Origin of the sequence: Rhodococcus sp. p52 (assembly GCF_000763325.2) — a bacterium.
Lineage (GTDB): Bacteria > Actinomycetota > Actinomycetes > Mycobacteriales > Mycobacteriaceae > Rhodococcus > Rhodococcus pyridinivorans.
Genome location: NZ_CP016819.1, coordinates 3,540,378 through 3,559,131, shown reverse-complemented (window position 1 = coordinate 3,559,131; position 18,754 = coordinate 3,540,378). Strand labels below are relative to the sequence as shown.

Sequence of the window (18,754 nt, the reverse complement as noted above, 5' to 3'; positions counted from 1 at the left end):
ATCCGACCCACTTCGGTCACTGTTCCGACTCCGCTCGTACTCCCGACACGCCGACGGAGCCATCATCGCCTACGGGCGTGTCGCCCGCATCCGCGGCCGTCGGGTCACCCGCAGGTGCCGCAGCCGGATCGCTCGCATCCGCGACGGTCGGGGCGCCGGTGTCGTGCGGCGACTCAGCCGGAGCCGGTACGTCGCCCCGCAGCGCCTCGAGGACGGCTTTCGCCGTGGCCTGCCCGATCCCGGGCACCGCGGTGATCTCCTCGACGCTCGCCTCGCGTAGCCGCGCGACCGACCCGAAGTGGGTGACGAGCGCCTTGCGTCGGGTGTCACCGAGACCACGAACCCCGTCGAGAGCGGAGGCGGTCATGCGCTTGGACCGCTTGCTGCGGTGGTAGGTGATCGCGAAACGGTGTGCCTCGTCGCGGATACGCTGCAGCAGGTACAGCGACTCGCTGGTGCGCGGAAGGATCACCGGGTCCTCCTCCCCCGGCACCCACACCTCCTCGAGACGCTTCGCGAGCCCGACGACCGCGACATCCGTGATACCGAGTTCGTCGAGGACCTCGGCCGCGGCCGCGACCTGCGGCGCACCACCGTCGACGACGAACAGGTTCGGCGGGTAGGCGAACCTGCGCGGACGGCCCGTCGCCGGGTCCAGTGCTGCTTCGGGCGCGAGGTCCCCGCCGTCGCCACCCTCCGGAACGGATCCGTCCGAATCGGCCTGTCGGGCGAGGTCGCGGTTGTGGCGGAGGAAACGCCGGCGGGTGACCTCGGCGATCGAGGCGACGTCGTCGGAGTGCCCGTCGCCCGCGGCGTGCTTGATGGCGTAGTGCCGGTAGTCGGACTTGCGGGGCAGTCCGTCCTCGAAGACGACCAGCGATGCGACGACGTCGGTGCCCTGCACGTGGCTGATGTCGACACACTCGATACGCAGCGGCGCCGAGTCGAGGTCGAGGACGTCCTGGATACCCTGCAACGCCGCCGATCGGGCATTGAAGTCGCCCGCGCGCCGCAGCTTGTGCTGGGCAAGTGCTTCCTTGGCGTTGCGTTCGACCGTGTCGGCCAGTGCCTTCTTGTCGCCGCGCTGCGGGATGCGCAGACGCACGGGACCGCCGCGCAGACGCCCGAGCCAGCGGCTCATCTCGTCCGGGTCGGGCGGCAGGGCGGGGACGAGCACCTCGCGCGGCACGGCACTGGTGGCGTCCGCGTCGTCGGTGCCGAGCGCGGCCTCCTCGCCGTAGAACTGGGTGAGGAACTGTTCGACGAGCAGCGAGAGTTCTTCGGCGTCGTCGGTCCCCTCGGCGGCCTCGACGCCTTCGACGTCGCGGTCCTCGGGACGGTCGAGCACGTCGCCGGACTTCTCGACGACCCAGCCGCGTTGACCCCGCACGCGACCGCCGCGCACGTGAAAGACCTGGACGGCCACCTCGAGGTCGTCGCCGGCGAACGCCACGAGGTCGGCGTCGGTACCGTCGCCGAGCACGACGGCCTGCTTCTCGAGTGCCTTGCGCAGTGCCCCGAGATCGTCGCGCAGGCGGGCTGCGGTCTCGAAGTCGAGTTCCTCCGCGGCGGCCTGCATCCGCTTCTCGACATCGCGGACGAGTTTGTCGGTGCGACCGGCGAGGAAGTCGCAGAAGTCCTCGACGATGCGGCGGTGTTCGTCGGCGGAGACGCGTCCGACACACGGCGCGGAGCATTTGTCGATGTAGCCGAGCAGGCACGGGCGGCCGATCTGCGCGTGCCGCTTGAAGACCCCGGCCGAGCACGTGCGCGACGGGAACACCCGCAGCAACAGGTCGAGGGTCTCGCGGATCGCCCAGGCATGCGAGTAGGGACCGAAATAGCGCACGCCCTTGCGGCGCGGCCCCCGGTAGACGAACAGACGGGGGTATTCCTCGTTCAACGTGACCGCGAGCATCGGGTACGTCTTGTCGTCGCGGTAGCGGACGTTGAACCGCGGATCGAACTCCTTGATCCAGTTGTACTCGAGTTGGAGTGCCTCGACCTCGGTGCGCACCACCGTCCACTCGACCCGGCCCGCGGTGGTGACCATCTGACGGGTGCGCGGATGCAGCGAGGCGATGTCGGCGAAGTACGAGTTCAGGCGGGACCGGAGATTCTTCGCCTTGCCGACGTAGACGACCCGGCCGTGCGGGTCGCGGAACTTGTAGACCCCCGGCTCCGTGGGAATGGAACCGGGGGCTGGGCGATATGTCGAGGGGTCGGGCACAGGTCCAGGCTAGTCGTCGCCCCTGACGGCTCCGCCGTCGTCGTTGCGCCTGACGGCTCCGCCGTCGTCGTTGTCGCTGACGGCTCCGCCGGTGTAGCGGGACTCCAGTTCGCGGAAACGCTCGAGCGCGTCCACGGCGCGTTCCCCGTCGCGCGCCTGGATGGCGACGACGGGCACGTACTCGTCGAACGGCAGTTCGAGGCGGGCCCAGGGGGCGCCCTGGTCGAAGAACAGCCCGCGCACGTCGGTCCACGGGATGTGTCGTTCGGCGACCACGTTGCGGACGGAGACGCCGTCGGCACCCGCCCGCAGCCGTGGGCGGGTGAACAGCAGGACGCCTCCGGTGAGCACGACACCGATGGCGAGGATCGCGATCTGGTCGACGACCCGCAGGTGCACGCCGGTGTCGCCGCCCCCGCGGAGCACGAGCGCCGCGAAGATGTGGATGGCCATGACGACGACCGCCGCCACGACGACCCAGCGCCGCATCTTCTCCGGGCGTACCTCGAGATCCCAGCCGGTCTCGTCGCGGGTCAACGCGCCGCCTTCCGCAGCCGCCGCAGGGTCACGGCGGTGTCGAGCGCGGCCGCGCAGGCCTGGCCGCCCTTGTCTTCCGCGGAGCCGGGCAGACCGGCGCGGTCGCGGGCCTGCTGTTCGGTGTCGGTGGTGAGAACACCGTTGCCCACGGGGGTGCCCTCGTCGAGCGCGATCCGGGTGAGGCCGTAGGTCACGGCGTCGCACACGTACTCGAAGTGCGGTGTGCCGCCGCGGATCACCACGCCGAGCGCGACGACCGCGTCGTGGGTGCGGGCGAGCTGCTGCGCGACGACGGGAAGCTCGATCGCTCCGGCGACCCGCTCGAGGGTGACGTCGGTGACACCCGCCTGCTCGGCGACACGCTGTGCGCCTGCGATGAGGGCGTCGGAGATCACGGTGTGCCAGCTGCCGGCGACAATCGCGAGGCTCAGCCCTGCGGCGTCGGCGAGCTGCAGGTCGGGCAGGCCTTCGCCGCTCATCAGGCGTCTCCCTCGTCGAACTCGTCGAGACCGATCAGGTCGTGGCCCATGCGATCGCGCTTCGTGCGCAGGTACGAGATGTTCTCGCGGTTCGCGCGCAACGGCATCGGGACACGTTCGGTGATCTGCAGGCCGTAGCCGTCGAGACCGACGCGCTTGGCCGGGTTGTTGGTCAGCAGCCGCATCGACGAGATACCGAGGTCGACGAGGATCTGAGCGCCGATGCCGTAGTCGCGGGCGTCGGCGGGCAGGCCGAGTTGCAGGTTGGCGTCGACGGTATCGGAGCCGGAGTCCTGCAGCTGGTAAGCCTGCAGCTTGTGCATCAGGCCGATGCCGCGTCCCTCGTGGCCACGCATGTAGAGCACGACGCCGCGGCCTTCCTCGGCCACCATCTCGAGGGCGGCGTCGAGCTGCGGACCGCAGTCGCAGCGCAGCGACCCGAAGACGTCGCCGGTCAGGCATTCGGAGTGCACACGCACGAGCACGTCGGAGCCGTCGTCGTCCGGGCCGGCGATGTCGCCGCGGACGAGCGCGACGTGTTCGACGTCGTCGTAGATGCTCTGGTAGCCGACGGCCGTGAAGTCGCCGTGCCGGGTGGGGATGCGGGCCTCGGCGACGCGCACGACGTGCTTCTCGTGCTTGCGGCGCCATGCGATGAGATCCGCGATCGAGATCAGGGCGAGTTCGTGTTCGTCGGCGAAGACCCGCAGTTCGTCGGTGCGCGCCATCTCGCCTTCGTCCTTCTGCGAGACGATCTCGCAGATGACGCCGGCCGGTCGCAGGTCGGCCATGCGCGCGAGGTCGACGGCGGCCTCGGTGTGCCCGGGCCGGCGCAGGACGCCGCCCTCCTTGGCGCGCAGCGGCACCACGTGACCGGGACGCGTGAAGTCCTGGGCGGTGGAGTTCGGGTCGGCGAGCAGCCGCATGGTGGCGGCGCGGTCGGACGCGGAGATACCTGTGCCGATGCCTTCCCTCGCGTCGACGGTGACCGTGTAGGCGGTGCCGTGCTTGTCCTGGTTGACGCTGTACATGGGAGGCAGACCGAGACGGTCGCAGTCCTCGCCGTCCAGAGGCACGCACAGGTACCCGGACGTGTAGCGGACCATGAACGCCACGAGTTCCGGCGTTGCCTTCTCCGCGGCGAAGATGAGGTCGCCCTCGTTTTCACGGTCTTCGTCGTCGACCACGACGACCGCCTTACCGGCGGCGATGTCGGCGACCGCGCGCTCGATGGTGTCGAACCTCGTCACTTCCCTGGACTCCAACTCTCGTATCCGGACGACTCGTGCTCCGCGTCCACTGTCGATCTCCACAGTACGACGCGTCAGCGCGCGTTCTGCAGGCGCTCCACGTACTTGGCGATCACGTCGACCTCGAGGTTGACGAGGGTGCCCGGCTCGGCGGTGCCGAGCGTCGTCAGCGACAGCGTGGTCGGAATGAGCGAGATCTCGAACCACTCCTGTCCGCGTTCCCCTCCGAGACCCGAGACCGTCAACGAGACACCGTCGACGGTGATCGATCCCTTTTCGACCACGTAGCGGGAGATTTCGGCCGGGAGCGAGATGCGCACCACAGTCCAGTTCTCCGAGGGTGTGCGGGAGACGACGGCTCCGGTGGCGTCGACGTGGCCCTGCACGAGGTGGCCGCCGAGGCGACTGTTCAGCGCGGCGGCGCGTTCGAGGTTGACGGAGCTGCCGAGCGTGAGCTGTCCGAGCGACGACCGGTTCAGCGTCTCCTGCATTACATCGGCGGTGAAGGACCCGCCGTCGAGGACGTCGACGACCGTCAGGCACACCCCGTTGACCGCGATCGAATCGCCGTGCTCGGCGTCGGAGGTGACCAGCGGTCCGCGCACGGTGAAGCGTGCCGAGTCGGCGAGGTCCTCCTTCGCGACGATCTCACCGAGTTCCTCGACTATGCCGGTGAACATGTTCCGCTCCTTAGCTCCCGATCCGCGACCGGGTCCGATTCGGTTGTCCCGGTCCGGGACGAGTGTCGGTTGTCCCGGTCCGGGACGAGTGTCAACAGAATGTCCGAGCCGACGGTCTCGACCCGTTCCCGGCGGAACCGTAGCGCGTCGGAGATCGTGCCCACCCCGGCGTCCTCGACGGCGGCCTCGCCGGCTCCGAGCACGACGGGCGCCAGGTATGCCTGGATGCGGTCGACGCAGCCCGCTGCGAGGAAGGCGCCCGCGAGCCGGGGGCCGCCTTCGAGCAGCACGTCGGGTCGGTCGCCGAGCGCGTCGAGCACCTCCCCGATGTCGTGGGTGCGCAACACCAGCGTCGGCGCCGCGTCATCGAGAACTCTTGCGGAGGTGGGGATCTCACGCATACCGATAACGACCCTCAGCGGCTGGTGCGGCGCGAGTTCGCCGTCGGGCAGACGGGCGGTCAACCACGGGTCGTCGGTGAGGACGGTGCCGGTTCCGACGATGATGGCGTCGAGCCGGCTGCGCTGGTCGTGCACGCGCGCACGCGACTCGGGACCGGAGATCCACTTGCTCGTGCCGTCGGCGGCCGCGCTGCGACCGTCCATCGACGCGGCGTACTTCCACGTCACGTGCGGCCGGCCGGTGTGTTGCCGGTGCAGCCATGCCCGCAGCGGGCCGCGGGCGACGGTCTCGGCACCGAGACCGGGATGCACCGTGATGCCCGCGGCGCGGAGGGTGTCGGCGCCGCCCCCGGCGACGGGATTCGGATCGGCGACGGAGTAGTACACCGTCGCGATCCCCGCCTCGATGAGGGCCTGCGCGCACGGGCCGGTGCGGCCGGTGTGGTTGCACGGTTCGAGGGTGACGACGGCGGTTCCGCCGCGCGCGCGTTCGCCCGCGGCCTCGAGTGCCCGGACCTCCGCGTGTGGACCGCCGGGTGGTGCGGTGGCCCCGACACCTGCCACCGCGCCGTCCGCGTCGAGGATCACCGCTCCGACAGGCGGGTTGGGGCTGGTCGTGCCCCGCACGGCCTCCGAGGCGTCGAGCGCGAACTGGAGGGCTTCGGCGATCTCGGGTGCGGTCACGGCGCGAGCGTCAGGTGCGGGGACGCAGCCCCGGCCTGCGCCCGCAGTTTGCGGACCGCCTCACCGGGATCGGCGGCGCCGTAGACGGCGGACCCGGCGACGAAGCAGTCCACACCGGCTTCCGCGGCGGCCTCGATGGTGTCGGTGTTGATGCCACCGTCGATCTCGACGAGCAGACGCAGTTCACCCGAGTCGACCAGGCGACGCACCTGACGGGCCTTGTCGAGGACGTCCGGGATGAAGGACTGACCACCGAAGCCCGGCTCGACACTCATCACGAGCAGCGTGTCGAACTCCTTCAGGATCCCGAGATAGGGCTCGATGGGGGTGCCGGGCTTGACGGACAGCCCGGCCTTGCCGCCGGCCGCGCGGATGTCGCGGGCCACGGCGACCGGGTCGTCGGTCGCCTCCGCGTGGAAGGTGACGTTGTGGGCACCGGCTTCGGCGTAGGGCGGAGCCCATCGACCGGGGTTCTCGATCATCAGGTGACAGTCGAGCGGGATGTCGGTCGCCTTCAACAGCGACTCGACGACCGGGAGACCGAGCGTCAGGTTCGGAACGAAATGGGCGTCCATGACGTCGACGTGGAGCCAGTCGGCACCGGCGACGGCCTGCGCCTCGTCGGCGAGACGAGCGAAATCCGCGGACAGGATGGACGGAGCGATCATCGGGTGGGCCACAACCGACGAGTCTAGTCGGCGCCCTCCACCGGGTCGGACCTGCGTCGCACGCGCCGCACGCAGCCGAACCCGGCCGGAATCTCCGATCTCGGGCGCATTGGTGCCACCAGGTGGCCGCAATACCCGGAAGGCTGGCAGTCACCTACGAACCCAAGGATCATCGTGACCGATCTCCATCACCGCGAATCCTTCCCTCCCCGTCCGGACGGATCGAACACCGTCGACACCTTCCTGATCTCCGACGGAGCAACCGAACTCGTCGACTTCCTCGTCGCCGTCTTCGAGGCCGAGGAGGTGCCCGAAGCGCGCACCCTCGACCACGACGGGCTCCTCCTCCACTCGGAGGTGCGGGTCGGCGACTCCGTGCTCGTGGTCGCCGACCGGAAACCGGACTGGCCCTTCACCCCCGCCTTCGTACGGGTCCACGTGCACGACGTCGATGCCGTCCTCGAACGCGCCACGCAGCACGGCGCGGCGATCGTCACACGGCCTACGGACTTCTTCGGCGATGTCCTCGCCCGGTTCTCGGATCCGTCCGGCAATCTCTGGTGGATCCAGCGGCACGATCCCGGCACCGACACATCCGCGTGGACGGACGATGCGGCAGCGGACGAGTCGGCGGACTGGTCGCACATCGCGAGTCCGGAACTCGGGTACATCCACTCGACACTCACCGAAGCCGTTCGTACCCTGCGGGATCCACGGTCTCGCGCGGTGTGACCGGCGGTCGCCGGACCGGCGCCGCGGGTCGTCAGACCAGGAGGGCGAGGGCGTCGAAACGATCGATGTCCTCGCGGTGGCAGACGTGGCTTCCGGCGGTGAGCAGTGCCGCGGTGCCGCAGGCGATCCCGAGAGCAAGCGCGTCCCGCAACGATCGTTCCTGCAGCAGTCCGACGACGAGTCCGGCGACCATGCTGTCGCCGGCGCCGACGGCGCTGCGCACCTTGGCCGCCAGGGCCGGCACCCGCACGGCCTCGTCGGCGGTCACCATGATCGCCCCGTCTGCGCCGAGCGAGACGACCACGATCTCCGTGACACCGGAGGTGACGAGTTCGCGCGCGGCCGCGATCTGCTCGTCGTCGGTGGCCAGCTCCCGCCCGGTCCACTCGCACAACTCGTCCAGGCTCGGTTTGACGAGGTAGACACCCGAATCGATGCTGGTCAGCGCATCGCCCGACGAGTCGAGGACGAACCGCGCGCCGGCCTCGTGCGCCGCCGCCGCGATGCGTCGGACGAAGGTGCCGGGTACACCGGGCGGGAAGCTGCCGCTCGCCACCACGTACTTCGCGCCTTCGGCGACCTTCTCGAGTGTCGCGAGGCAGCGTTCCTGCTCCTCGTCCGTCAGCTCGGGACCGGGTGTGACGAAACGGTATTCCTGACCGCTGCGACGGTCGATCGCCGTGAAGCACTCTCGGGTGGACCCGGTGATCGGGACGATGTGTTCCTCGACGTCGTCGTCGTCGAGCAGACCGCTCATCTGTTCACCTCGCGCACCACCGGCCGGATAGACGGCGGCGGCCGAGGCACCGAGCACGCGCGCGACCTTCGCGACGTTCACTCCTCCCCCGCCGGCGTCGTAGAACGGTTCGTCGCAGCGGAGCTTGCGGGTGGGCACCACCGCGTCGGTGAAGGTCGTGACGTCGAGTGCCGGGTTCATGGTCAGGGTGACGATCTCGGGCATGACCGGAACCCTATTCGGCCCCGGCCGGCCGCGCGCGGAACTGCATCACGCCGCCGCCCGGTGCTTGCGCTTCTTCGCCCGGCCCTTGCTGCGACTCGCCACGGCGGAGCCGAGCATCAGCAGACGCATGGACCGCGCGGCGGCGTCGACGAGCAGGTCGTGACCGTTGGCGACGGCGTCCTCGAGGCGCATCGGGACGGGGATGATCGACGCGATCGCGCCGATTCCGACGTCGTGGACGTCGCGCGCCCCCTCGCCGAGCGACCCGGCGATGGCGAGCACCGGCACCCCGGCGCGCTGGGCGCGGCGGGCGACCTCCGCGGGCACCTTGCCGCGCGGGGTCTGGACGTCGATGCTGCCCTCGGCGGTGATGATCAGATCGGCGCGCGCGATCAGGGAGTCTAGATCGATACCGGACAGGCCGCTGTCGAGCAGCACGTCGAACCGGGAGGCGATCCGGGCGCCGATGCCCGCGGCCAGACCGGCACCGAGGCCGCCTGAGGCGCCGGTGCCCGCCCCGAACCGCACATCCAGCCCGTGTGCCCGCCCGTCCCGTTCGAGCACCTTCGCCCAGCGCTCCAGAGCGGCGGACAGCTCCTCGACCTGCGCGGGTGTCGCGCCCTTCTGCGGGCCGAAGACCCGAGCGACACCGGTCGGCCCACACAGGACGTTGTGGACGTTGCAGGCCAGGACGATCTCGGTGTCGGCGAGCGCCGGGTGCAGATCGTCGAGATCGAGACGCGCGGCGCGCGCGAGGTGCCGTCCCCCGTCGGGCAGTTCGTGGCTGTCGGCGTCGAGGATCCGGGCGCCGAGTGCTCGCAGTGCCCCGGCTCCGCCGTCGCTGGTGCCCGAGTCGCCGCAGCCGATGACGATGCGGCGGATGCCGTCGTCGAGTGCCGCGGCAACGAGTTCACCGACCCCGCGGGTGGTGGTGGCACCGGGATCACGGCGATCGGTGGGCACGAGACGAAGGCCGGCGGCCGAGGCCATCTCGACGACCGCCGTCCCGCGGGTGACACCACCGAGACGCGCCCAGCTCGCCCGCACCGGCTCGCCGACGGGACCGGTCACGGTGACCGGGACGAGCGTGCCGCCGGTGGCCTCGGCAAGGATCTCGGCGGTGCCCTCCCCACCGTCCGGAACAGGCACGAGGTCGACGGCGGCGCACGGCAGAGCCCGGCGGACTCCCGCACCGATCGCAGCGGCGACGCTGCGCGCATCGAGACTCTCCTTGAAACCGCTGGGTGCGACGAGCACGCGATGAGGAACCTTCAAAGCCATGACGACTCCGATCGTGAAACGGGACAGACCGTGGAACGGGACAACGGGGGAGGGAACAGGGATCAGACGAACAGCGACAGGCCGAGCAGCGGCCAGACGAACCACGCGAACAACAGGACCAGCGCGGCGAGGAGCGGGCCGAGCCGCGCTGCCAGGCGCAACAGGTCGGAGGTCGAGTAGGTGGATGTGCCGGGCACGTCCGCGAACAGCGTCACGGGCTTGGCCGACGACGGCAGGGTGTGGCAGAAGCCTGCGGCGGCCGTCGAGACGAAGGCCGCGGCGAGCGGATCGACACCTGCGCTCGGGGCGAGTGCCACCACGACGGGAACGAGAACGGCGGAACGGGCCGAGCGCGACTGGATGACCAGGTGCGCCGCAGCGGAGATCACGACCACGACGACCACGAACAACGGACCGGCATCCTCTCCGCGCGAGGTGAGCGGGCCGAAAGCCGTCGATGCGAGCCAGTCCGCCGCGCCGCTCGTCGTCAGCGCGGTACCGATCGACAGCGTTGCCGCCATGAACAGCAGCAGAGGCCACGGCACGGTCTTCAGCGCAGGCGCGAGACGCACGGAGCCGTACCGCGGGGAGGTCGCGACGAGCGCACCGAGCAGCGCCACCACCGCCGGGTGGATGCCGTGTACGGGTTCGGTGCACCACAGCACCATCACCACGACCAGCAGAAGGGCGGCGCGGGATTCGGCGACGGAGAGCGGCCCGCAGACCGGGGTGTCGGCCTGCGCGCCGATGTCGGCGGCGGTGACGGTGAGGCGTCCGCGCCGATCGTCGGTGGAGGTGAACAGCAGCAGCACCAGTTCGGCGGCGGCGTGCGACGAGACGATCGCCAGCGGCAGGCCGAGGATCATCCAGGTCGCGAAGTCGAATCCGGTGCCGGTCGCCGTGACGAGGATCTGCGAGGTGATCAGGTGCGCACCGGCGCCGAGCAGCGACGCCACCGCCGACAGCAGGATCACCGTGGGGAAGAGCAACGCGAGTGCCCGCACCAGTCGTGGCCGGTCTGCGAGGACCGTCGCGAGCGCGACGAACACCGGGAGCACCAGTGCGGCGCGACCGGAGGTCGACGGGACCGCGAACGCGGTGACGATCAGCGCGGCCGTCACCAGGTGCACGAGCGCCCGCGGGCTGTGCGCCCCCGTCACCAGGAAGGCCGCGCCCCGCGTCGCCAAACCCGAGGACGCGACACCGGAGGCGATCACGAAAGCGGACAACAGGAGCCACACGACGTCGTCGCCGAGGGTCGCGAACAGTGCCTCCGCGTCGATGACCCCGACGACCGTGAGGGCCGCGGCAGCGCCGAGCGCCACATAGGTGTCGTCGATCCTCGTGAACACCCACAGCCAGACGGCCACGACGAACACGATCATGGTGACGGCGGCCGGAGGCGTCAGGTCGGGGTCGGTGCGCGTGAGATACACGAGGAGACCGACGGTGCCGGCGAGTATCCCGACCGCGACGATCCGGCCGGGCGTCGGGGCGGTGTGTCTGCGCGGCGGACGCTGCTGTGGCGCAACGGAGCTCGGCGGGACGGTGGCGTGGAAGGTCATCGCAACCGGTACCCCGCTCCGCGGATCGTCTCGACCCGGTCTCCCCCGATCTTGTTGCGCAGTGCGCGCACGTAGACGTCGACGACGTTGGACGCGGGATCGAAGTCGTATCCCCACACGTGCCCGAGGATCTGTTCGCGGGAGAGCACCTGCCCGCGGTGACGCAGGAAGACCTCGAACAGGGCGAACTCGCGGCTGGTGAGATCGGCGCTCTCCCCTGCGATCTCGGCGCGTCGGGCCCGCAGGTCCAGAGCCATGTCGCCGTCGCGGATCACCGCTGCCGGATCGGCAGCCGAGCTGCTGTCGCCGATGCGCAACCGGATGCGGGCGAGCAGTTCGGCGAACTGGAACGGTTTGCTCACATAGTCGTTGGCACCGCCCTCGAGCCCCGCGACGGTATCGGTGACGCTGTCTCGCGCGGTCAGCACGATCACGGGGGTCCGCACACCTTCACCGCGCAACCTCTCGAGGACGGTGAAGCCGTCCATGCGGGGCAACCCGATGTCGAGGATCACCAGATCGAAGGCGCCACTGCGAGCGAGCATCAGGGCGGTCTCGCCGTCGGTGGCGTCGGTGGTGGTGTATCCCGCTGCGCGCAGCCCCTTCTCGAGGAAGGCGGTGATGCGGGTGTCGTCTTCGGCGATGAGGATTCTGCTCACTGCGATGCGGTCCTTCGAGTCTCGGCTGTACCGGGGGAACCGGTCGTGCCGGTCGTGCCGGTCGTGCCGGTGGTTCCTGCAGGGTCTCGTAGGGGGAGGTCGATGCCGAAGGTCGCGCCGTGCCCGACCGCGCTCTCGACCCAAGCCGAGCCGTGGTGCGCGTCGGCGATGGCGCGGACGATGGCGAGTCCGAGACCTGCCCCGCCTCGTTCGGCGGCGGGTCCGTGCCGGTCACCGGGGACGGTGCGTCCGCGGCGGAAGCGTTCGAAGATGCGTGCCGCGTCGTCCGGAGCGACCCCGGGTCCGGTGTCCCGGACCCAGATCCGGAGGTGCTCGGTGCCGTTGTGCTCGACGAAGACGGATCCGAGCTGGATGACGTCCCCAGGGTGGGTGTGCGTGACGGCATTGGTCGCGTACTGCAGCACGGCCTGGGTGACGCGTTGGGCGTCGATGTCGGCCATGCCCTCGGCGATCTCCATGAGCTGCCAGTCGCGGGTGCCGAGCATCTGCGCCTTGGCCTCGACGTCGAGCATGAGGTCGGTGACGTCGACCGGTCGTCGCTGCACGAAGTCGGGGCGCTCGGCCTTGGCGAGGACGAGCAGGTCGGTGACGATCCGCGCCATCCGGTCGAGTTCGTCCTCGACGAGCCGGATCGTCTCCTCGCGCGTCGCGTCGTCGGCGTGACCGAGATCCATGAGTTCGAGGTGCCCGCGGATCACGGTGATCGGTGTCCGCAGTTCGTGGCCGGCGTCGTCGACGAACTGCTGCTGCGTGGTGTAGGCCTGTTCGAGGCGGTCGAGCATCGAGTTGAAGGTCTGTGCCAGTGCGGCGATGTCGTCGCGTCCGTGCACGGGCACCCGACTCGTCAGATCCTTCTCGCCGATGGCGGCGGCCACCTCGCGCACCTGGCGGATCGGGGCGAGGATCTGTCCCGCGACCAGCCAGCCGATGATCGCCGTGAGACCGAGGCCGCCGATCGCGACCAGTCCGATGGTGCGGGCGGTGTCGGCGACCTTCGCGCGCTGCTCGGCGGTGAACACGGCGACGATCAGCGCGCCCCGGTCGTCGCCGGAGGTGACGTCGGCGCGGGCCCAGCGCATCTGTCCACCGTCCACCTCGTGGACGCCCGAGCCGGTGGGGGCGTTGAGGATGCGCTCGAACATCACACCGTCCTCGGTGAGGTTCGCCGGCAGGTCGGGCCGGTCCACCGCGATACGGCGGTCGAAGAGCAGCGAACCGTCGACGACGCCGACGATCACCTCGCCCTCCGAGGTGTGCTGGCGGTTGAGATAGACCTCGAGCATCCGCTCCACGGAGGTGAACGGGAACGTCGTGGTGGGGTCGACGCCCTCGGCGGCGAATGCCCGGAATTCGTCGATCTCCTGCGTGATGTCGGCATTCGCATCTCGGTCGACGTGGTTGAGGAGCAGCACCCGCGCGGTGACGACGACGGCGACGAGCGCGACGGCCGTGGTCAGCAGGATCCAGCTGAGGATGCGCCACCGGGCAGGGAGAGCGGATCCGCGACCGGGGTGAGGGATGCGGAGGTGACCGGCGCGCTCCGTCCCGGCCGGCTTCCCGGACTCAGTCGTCATCGTCGTCCCAGTCGTCGTCCCCACTGTCGTCGCCGTCGTCGTCCCAGTCGTCGTCCCACTCGACCTGAGGGGTCGGCAGGGGCTGACGCGCGACGTCGGACCAGCCCGGATCGGGAACCGGGGCCGGCACGACGGCAGGCGGGAATGTCTGCGTGCCGGGGACCGACGGTGCGGACGCCGACTCCTGCTCGGGTTCGGGTCGTACCTCGGGCGCCTCGGCCCCGGGGGACGGCGCCGCGGGCTCGGTCGTGGTCGGCACGACGGAGACGGTGACCGATGCATCACCGATCTCGGGGGAGCCCGCCGGTCGTGTCAGGGCCTGGCTCCCCCACGCGAGGGCCGCCGGGATCAGCAGCAGCGCTGCGATCACGAGCATGCGTTTCATCACCGGCATGGAGAACAGCATCCTGCACCGGAGTGAATCGATCGTGAAGACCGGATGAGAAGACTTTCATCTTCCCGGCGCCGGACACGACGATCCGTGTCCGGCGGTCGCGATCAGCGCTCGGGTTTACGCAGCGCAGCCATGAACATGGCGTCGGTGCCGTGGCGGTGCGGCCAGAGCTGGACTCCCGGCCCCTCCCCGACCTGCGGCACGCCGGGGACGAGTTCGCGGGTGTCGAGCTGTTCGACACCGTGGCGGCGCACCGCGTCGGACACGACGGCGACGGTCTCCAAGACGTGCGGTGAACACGTCGAGTAGAGCACCACACCACCGGGACGCAGCAGTCCGATCGCCGATGCGAGCAGTTCCTTCTGCAGCCGCACGAGTTCGGCGACGTCGCCGGGTTGCCGTCGCCACCGCGCCTCGGGACGCCGACGCAACGCGCCGAGACCCGTGCAGGGTGCGTCCACGAGGATCCGGTCGTAGCCCGGTTCGAGTCCGGGCTCGCGCCCGTCGGCGATGTGCACGGTCACCGGCAGGTCGCGGGCGGTCTTGCGGACGAGTTCCGCGCGGTGGTCGACCGGTTCGACCGCGTCGACGGCGAACCCGTCGATCGCGGCGATGGCGCCGAGCAGCGCCGCCTTTCCGCCCGGTCCCGCGCACAGGTCGAGCCAGCGACCCCGGTCCTCGCCGACGAGGGGTGCGAGGGTGAGGGCACGTGCGACGAGCTGGCTGCCTTCGTCCTGGACTGCGGCCATGCCTTCCCGGACGGGTTCGAGGCGGCCGGGGTCGCCGTGCTCGAGGTGCACCGCATAGGGCGACCACGGTCCGAGCTCACCGCCGGTGACGAGCGCGAGTTCCTCCGCGGTGATAACCCCGGGCCGGGCGACGAGGTGGACGATCGGGCGCGCGTCGTCGGCGGCGAGGACGTCGGCGAGTTCGGAGGCATCCGATCCGAGCGCGTGGGCGAACGCTTGCGCGATCCACAGGGGGTGCGCGTATCGGAAGGCCAGGTGACCCACCGGGTCGCGGTCCGGGTCGGGGGCGAGCAGCGTGATCCACTCCTCCTCCGAACGCTCACCCACACGACGAAGCACCGCGTTGACGAAACCTGCTCGGCCCGATCCGAATTCGGCCCGGACGAGGTCGACGCTCGTGGCGACAGCGGCGTGCGGGGCCACGCGCGTGCGCAGCAACTGGTAGGCACCCAGACGCAGTACGTCGAGCAGCGCGCCGTCGATCTCGTCGACGGGACGGTTCGCGGCGTCGGCGATCACGGCGTCCAGCAGGCCTCGCGCGCGGGCCGCGCCGTAGGTGAGCTCGGTGGCCAGGGCGGCGTCGCGCGCGTCGAGATGCCGCTCCCGGAGCAGCGACGGGAGAACGAGATTGGCGTAGGCGTCCCGTTCGCGCACGGCGCGCAGCACGTCCCGCGCGGCGACACGTGCGGGGTCGGCGGGAGGCTTCCACGGTCGGGGGGCGTGTTCGGACGCCGGATTGCGGTTCGGCTTCCCACCGCCGCTGCGACCCCCGCGACCTGCGGGGTTCCGTCCTCCGGCATTGCGCTTGCCCCGCGGGGGCCTGCCGGATTCGCTCATCGCGCACGCACCTTCGGGTCGAGACGGGCGCCGCGCGCCCAGTCCGTGGCTGTCATCGCCTTCTTCCCGGGCGGTTGCACCGTCCCGAGCCGGACGGCAGTGGTAGCGGTACCGACGAGCACGCCGTCCTTGCGGATGTCGAGCTCACCGGGTTCGAGGGTCTCGTCGGTCACCGTCACGGGACCGATCTTCACGCGCAGGTCGCCGATCATCGTCCACGCACCCGGAGCGGGCGTGACGGCGCGAATTCGCCGGTCGACGACGTGTGCGGGGAGTGTCCACTGCACCTGGGCGGCCTCGACGGTGACCTTGGGCGCGTGCGAGACACCGTCGGCCGGCTGCGGTGCGGGCGTGAGGATGCCGTCTTCGAGGCCGTCGAGGGTGGATTCGAGCAGCGTCGCACCGACCTCGGCGAGGCGGCCGAGCAGGTCGCCGGCGGTGTCGGTGGGACGGATCGTCTCGGTGACGACGCCGTAGACCGGACCGGTGTCGAGGCCGGCCTCGAGCCGGAAGGTGCTCGCTCCGGTGATCTCGTCACCGGCAGCGATCGCCGCCTGCACGGGCGCCGCGCCGCGCCAGGCGGGCAGCAGCGAGAAATGGAGGTTCACCCATCCGTGCACAGGGATGTCCAGGACGTCCTGCGGGATCAGGGCGCCGTAGGCCACCACGGGGCAGCAGTCGGGTGCGAGTTCGGTCAGTCGCGCGACGAACTCGGGGTCGCGCGGCGAGCGCGGCGTGAGGACCTCGATGCCGTGTTCGTCGGCGATCTGCCCCACGGCGGATCGCACGACCTTCCGGCCGCGACCGGCGGTGGTGTCGGGGCGGGGGACCACCGCGACGACCTCGTGGCGTGACTCGATGAGGCGGAGCAGCGACGGGACGGCGGGTTCCGGTGTTCCCGCGAAGACCACGCGCATGTCAGAGCACCGCCGAGCAGGAGGTGGGGTGCGCTGCGTGTGGACTGTGCGGGGATGTCACGGATGCTGCTCCAGTTTTCGACGGCGATGACCTCTCACAGTCTAGGGAGTCGACGTCGTGCGACCTGCATCACCGCGCCGGGCGGTCACCTCGAGGAGGCCGGCACCGGAGAGCATGGAGCTCAGGCGTCGGAGCCCGAGCGCCCGCGCTCAGGTGTTGGACTGGAGGATCAGTTCGGGGATACCGGTGCCGAGCGCGACGGTGGTGCACTCCCCGATCGCGTACCGGTCGGGGTCGAGCGCGTGCCGCGCGAGCTGCAGCGAGAAGGGGTCATAGACCATGTTGAAGTGGCCGGTCAGATCTTGCGGGCACAGCTCCTGGATCACGTGATTGACGGCGCCCTCACCATGGAGTGCGACATTGCCGGCGGGCTGGATGACCTCGTCGACCTCGCTACCGATGGTCGTGTAGCGCACGCCGGGCACGGTGTCGGTGGGTGTGTTGAGTTCGGTGAGCAGTTCCGACCCCTGAAGCTGCTGCACGAGGGCGACGGAGAACTCGCCCTCGACGATGTCGGTCGCTCCGGGCAGCGCGGCGACGGCGGCCCCGATGCCGTAGAAGGTGCCTCCGTAGCTCGGCGACGCGATCCCCACCCACCGGTCGACGACCTCGCCACCCCCGAGTTCGTTGATGTAGTAGCGGGCCACCGTGGCTCCCTGTGAGTAGCCGACGACGTCGACCTCCTCCGCACCGGTCGCGTCGAGGACCTCGGTGACGAACTCACCGAACTGTGCTGCGGAGACGCGGATGTCGCCCGTGCCGTAATCCTCGGCACCGTCGGCGAACCCGTAGTTCAGGGCGAATACGCACCAGCCTGACGCGGCGAGCAGCGGCGAGAGCGCAGCGAAGTCGGAGTAGGCGTTGGAATCGGTGCCGTGCGCGAGCACCACCGGATGAGGGCGCTCCTCGGACGGCACGCACGCGAAGTCGTTGCTACCGGCGGGGGCGACATCGGGGTTGTTCTCGGCGTATTCGGCCGCTTCGGCGTGCCCGGTGGCCACCGGTCCCGCCGGGACGGGCACGCTGCTGTACGACCCTTCCCCGAGACCGAGGATCGGTCCGTCGTCGGACGGGAGCGGCTGCGCCGCCGCTGCGCCCACAGTCAGTGCCGCTGCACCCACAGTCAGCATCGCGACGACACACGCTCCGACGACACCACCGACACTCCGCCCGGCACCCATTCGTCCGCCCTCTCCTCCTGCGCCTCCCCGGCACCTACGGAAGTAGATCGGTCACAATCACCGGCTCCGTTACTGTGACAAATAATATCCCCGGCAACGCGTGTCGCTGTCGTCCGTATGTACGGCAGCAGCCGGCGGGACTTGCTCTCGGTCCACGCCGGATCGACACTGGGAACAGCCTCCGTCGACGGACACTCCACCGATCCCGACGGATCCGCCGATACCCGAATCATGGGAATCGCGCACTCCGCCCTCCGCCGCGCCCCTCCTCCGCATCGAGGTCGCCACCTCGACGAAGACATGGCAGCAGACCCACCGAGTGGCTCTCGCCCACCACGTGTTGTGGATGATGGATTTCCTTCACCATCACCACTGGTCCGAGGACCGTGGGCTCTATCCCCGTGGTGCAGTGCAATCCCGACGCGGCACCGCTCGTGGAGAGGATGAACGCCGACCACCGCACCATCGAGCCTGCGATCGCCCCAGTCGAGGAGGCGGCACGCGATCTCCGCGCCGACCGCCCCGGCTCCGGCGAAGCACTCGGTGCAGCACTGTCCCGCTTGTCCGAGGTTCTGCTCCCCCATCTCGAACGTGAGGAGCGGGAGATGATGCCGCTGGTCCCGACCAGCATCACCGACGCGCAGTGGCGCGCGTGGGACCAGGAGTTCAGTATCGAGCCGAAGGGGATGCAGCAGCTCGGCAAGGAAGGGAACTGGCTCATCGACGGTCTCGACGGCTCCTCGCGCGATCACGTCGTGCACCTCGTGCCGCCCGTACCGCGTTTCGTCCTGCTGCGCATCCTGGGCATTCGACATCGCCACGACTTCGCGGCGCTGTGGAAGGGTACGGACGCCGCATCCATTCCGTCGCAACCGATTCCGAAAGCGGCCTAG

At 70.2% G+C, this 18,754-nt stretch carries 18 protein-coding genes; 2 read left to right on the top strand and 16 right to left on the bottom strand.

All coding sequences use genetic code 11. From position 1 onward, the window contains the following. Window positions 1–16: 16 nt before the first annotated feature. From uvrC to rpe, 7 genes are all read right to left on the bottom strand, one after another. Window positions 17–2,230: an excinuclease ABC subunit UvrC gene (uvrC, locus tag IM25_RS16495; RefSeq protein ID WP_033096617.1), complete on the bottom strand. Its 2,214-nt coding sequence runs from the start codon at window positions 2,228–2,230 to the stop codon at window positions 17–19. A 9-nt stretch (window positions 2,231–2,239) separates the two neighbouring features. Continuing rightward, complete coding sequence (locus IM25_RS16490) at window positions 2,240–2,767, bottom strand: PH domain-containing protein (protein ID WP_033096616.1); 528 nt, start codon at window positions 2,765–2,767, stop codon at window positions 2,240–2,242. Further along, complete coding sequence (gene ribH / locus IM25_RS16485; RefSeq protein ID WP_033096615.1) at window positions 2,764–3,246, bottom strand: 6,7-dimethyl-8-ribityllumazine synthase; 483 nt, start codon at window positions 3,244–3,246, stop codon at window positions 2,764–2,766. Before ribH ends, IM25_RS16490 begins: the two co-directional genes overlap by 4 nt. Beyond that, window positions 3,246–4,496: a bifunctional 3,4-dihydroxy-2-butanone-4-phosphate synthase/GTP cyclohydrolase II gene (locus tag IM25_RS16480; protein ID WP_033096614.1), complete on the bottom strand. Its 1,251-nt coding sequence runs from the start codon at window positions 4,494–4,496 to the stop codon at window positions 3,246–3,248. Before IM25_RS16480 ends, ribH begins: the two co-directional genes overlap by 1 nt. 74 nt (window positions 4,497–4,570) lie before the next feature. Next, window positions 4,571–5,176 carry a riboflavin synthase gene (locus IM25_RS16475; protein ID WP_024100797.1) on the bottom strand — a complete coding sequence of 202 codons (606 nt, stop codon included), beginning with the start codon at window positions 5,174–5,176 and terminating at the stop codon, window positions 4,571–4,573. Then, window positions 5,161–6,261: a bifunctional diaminohydroxyphosphoribosylaminopyrimidine deaminase/5-amino-6-(5-phosphoribosylamino)uracil reductase RibD gene (gene ribD, locus IM25_RS16470; RefSeq protein WP_230809443.1), complete on the bottom strand. Its 1,101-nt coding sequence runs from the start codon at window positions 6,259–6,261 to the stop codon at window positions 5,161–5,163. Before ribD ends, IM25_RS16475 begins: the two co-directional genes overlap by 16 nt. After that, complete coding sequence (gene rpe, locus IM25_RS16465; protein WP_006551466.1) at window positions 6,258–6,941, bottom strand: ribulose-phosphate 3-epimerase; 684 nt, start codon at window positions 6,939–6,941, stop codon at window positions 6,258–6,260. The genes ribD and rpe overlap by 4 nt, the downstream gene beginning before the upstream one ends. A 162-nt stretch (window positions 6,942–7,103) precedes the next feature. Between rpe and IM25_RS16460 the strand changes: the two genes are divergently transcribed. Continuing rightward, window positions 7,104–7,661, top strand: a complete 558-nt coding sequence (locus tag IM25_RS16460) for a VOC family protein (RefSeq protein WP_033096613.1) — start codon at window positions 7,104–7,106, stop codon at window positions 7,659–7,661. 31 nt (window positions 7,662–7,692) lie between these two features. Here IM25_RS16460 and IM25_RS16455 read toward each other — a convergent pair whose 3' ends face one another. The 9 genes from IM25_RS16455 to IM25_RS16415 form a co-directional block, all read right to left on the bottom strand. After that, the gene (locus IM25_RS16455) at window positions 7,693–8,622 is read right to left on the bottom strand and encodes a 1-phosphofructokinase family hexose kinase (protein WP_033096612.1); all 930 of its coding nucleotides are present in this window, start codon (window positions 8,620–8,622) and stop codon (window positions 7,693–7,695) included. Between the two features lie 45 nt (window positions 8,623–8,667). Next, window positions 8,668–9,903: a glycerate kinase family protein gene (locus tag IM25_RS16450; RefSeq protein ID WP_033096611.1), complete on the bottom strand. Its 1,236-nt coding sequence runs from the start codon at window positions 9,901–9,903 to the stop codon at window positions 8,668–8,670. 62 nt (window positions 9,904–9,965) lie between these two features. Beyond that, window positions 9,966–11,468: an SLC13 family permease gene (locus tag IM25_RS16445; RefSeq protein ID WP_033096610.1), complete on the bottom strand. Its 1,503-nt coding sequence runs from the start codon at window positions 11,466–11,468 to the stop codon at window positions 9,966–9,968. Continuing rightward, a complete protein-coding gene (locus IM25_RS16440) occupies window positions 11,465–12,127 on the bottom strand; it encodes a response regulator transcription factor (RefSeq protein WP_006551461.1) in 663 nt (220 codons plus the stop codon). Before IM25_RS16440 ends, IM25_RS16445 begins: the two co-directional genes overlap by 4 nt. Further along, the gene (locus IM25_RS16435; protein ID WP_052039974.1) at window positions 12,124–13,722 is read right to left on the bottom strand and encodes a sensor histidine kinase; all 1,599 of its coding nucleotides are present in this window, start codon (window positions 13,720–13,722) and stop codon (window positions 12,124–12,126) included. The genes IM25_RS16440 and IM25_RS16435 overlap by 4 nt, the downstream gene beginning before the upstream one ends. Next, a complete protein-coding gene (locus tag IM25_RS16430; protein ID WP_232333339.1) occupies window positions 13,712–14,116 on the bottom strand; it encodes a hypothetical protein in 405 nt (134 codons plus the stop codon). Before IM25_RS16430 ends, IM25_RS16435 begins: the two co-directional genes overlap by 11 nt. A 104-nt stretch (window positions 14,117–14,220) precedes the next feature. Next, window positions 14,221–15,702, bottom strand: a complete 1,482-nt coding sequence (locus IM25_RS16425; protein ID WP_033096608.1) for an RsmB/NOP family class I SAM-dependent RNA methyltransferase — start codon at window positions 15,700–15,702, stop codon at window positions 14,221–14,223. Then, window positions 15,699–16,619, bottom strand: coding sequence for a methionyl-tRNA formyltransferase (gene fmt / locus IM25_RS16420; RefSeq protein WP_065996175.1), 921 nt, complete (start codon window positions 16,617–16,619; stop codon window positions 15,699–15,701). Before fmt ends, IM25_RS16425 begins: the two co-directional genes overlap by 4 nt. Window positions 16,620–16,829: 210 nt before the next feature. Then, complete coding sequence (locus tag IM25_RS16415) at window positions 16,830–17,861, bottom strand: esterase/lipase family protein (protein WP_006551456.1); 1,032 nt, start codon at window positions 17,859–17,861, stop codon at window positions 16,830–16,832. A 386-nt stretch (window positions 17,862–18,247) separates the two neighbouring features. Between IM25_RS16415 and IM25_RS16410 the strand changes: the two genes are divergently transcribed. Next, window positions 18,248–18,754 carry a hemerythrin domain-containing protein gene (locus IM25_RS16410; protein ID WP_232333338.1) on the top strand — a complete coding sequence of 169 codons (507 nt, stop codon included), beginning with the start codon at window positions 18,248–18,250 and terminating at the stop codon, window positions 18,752–18,754.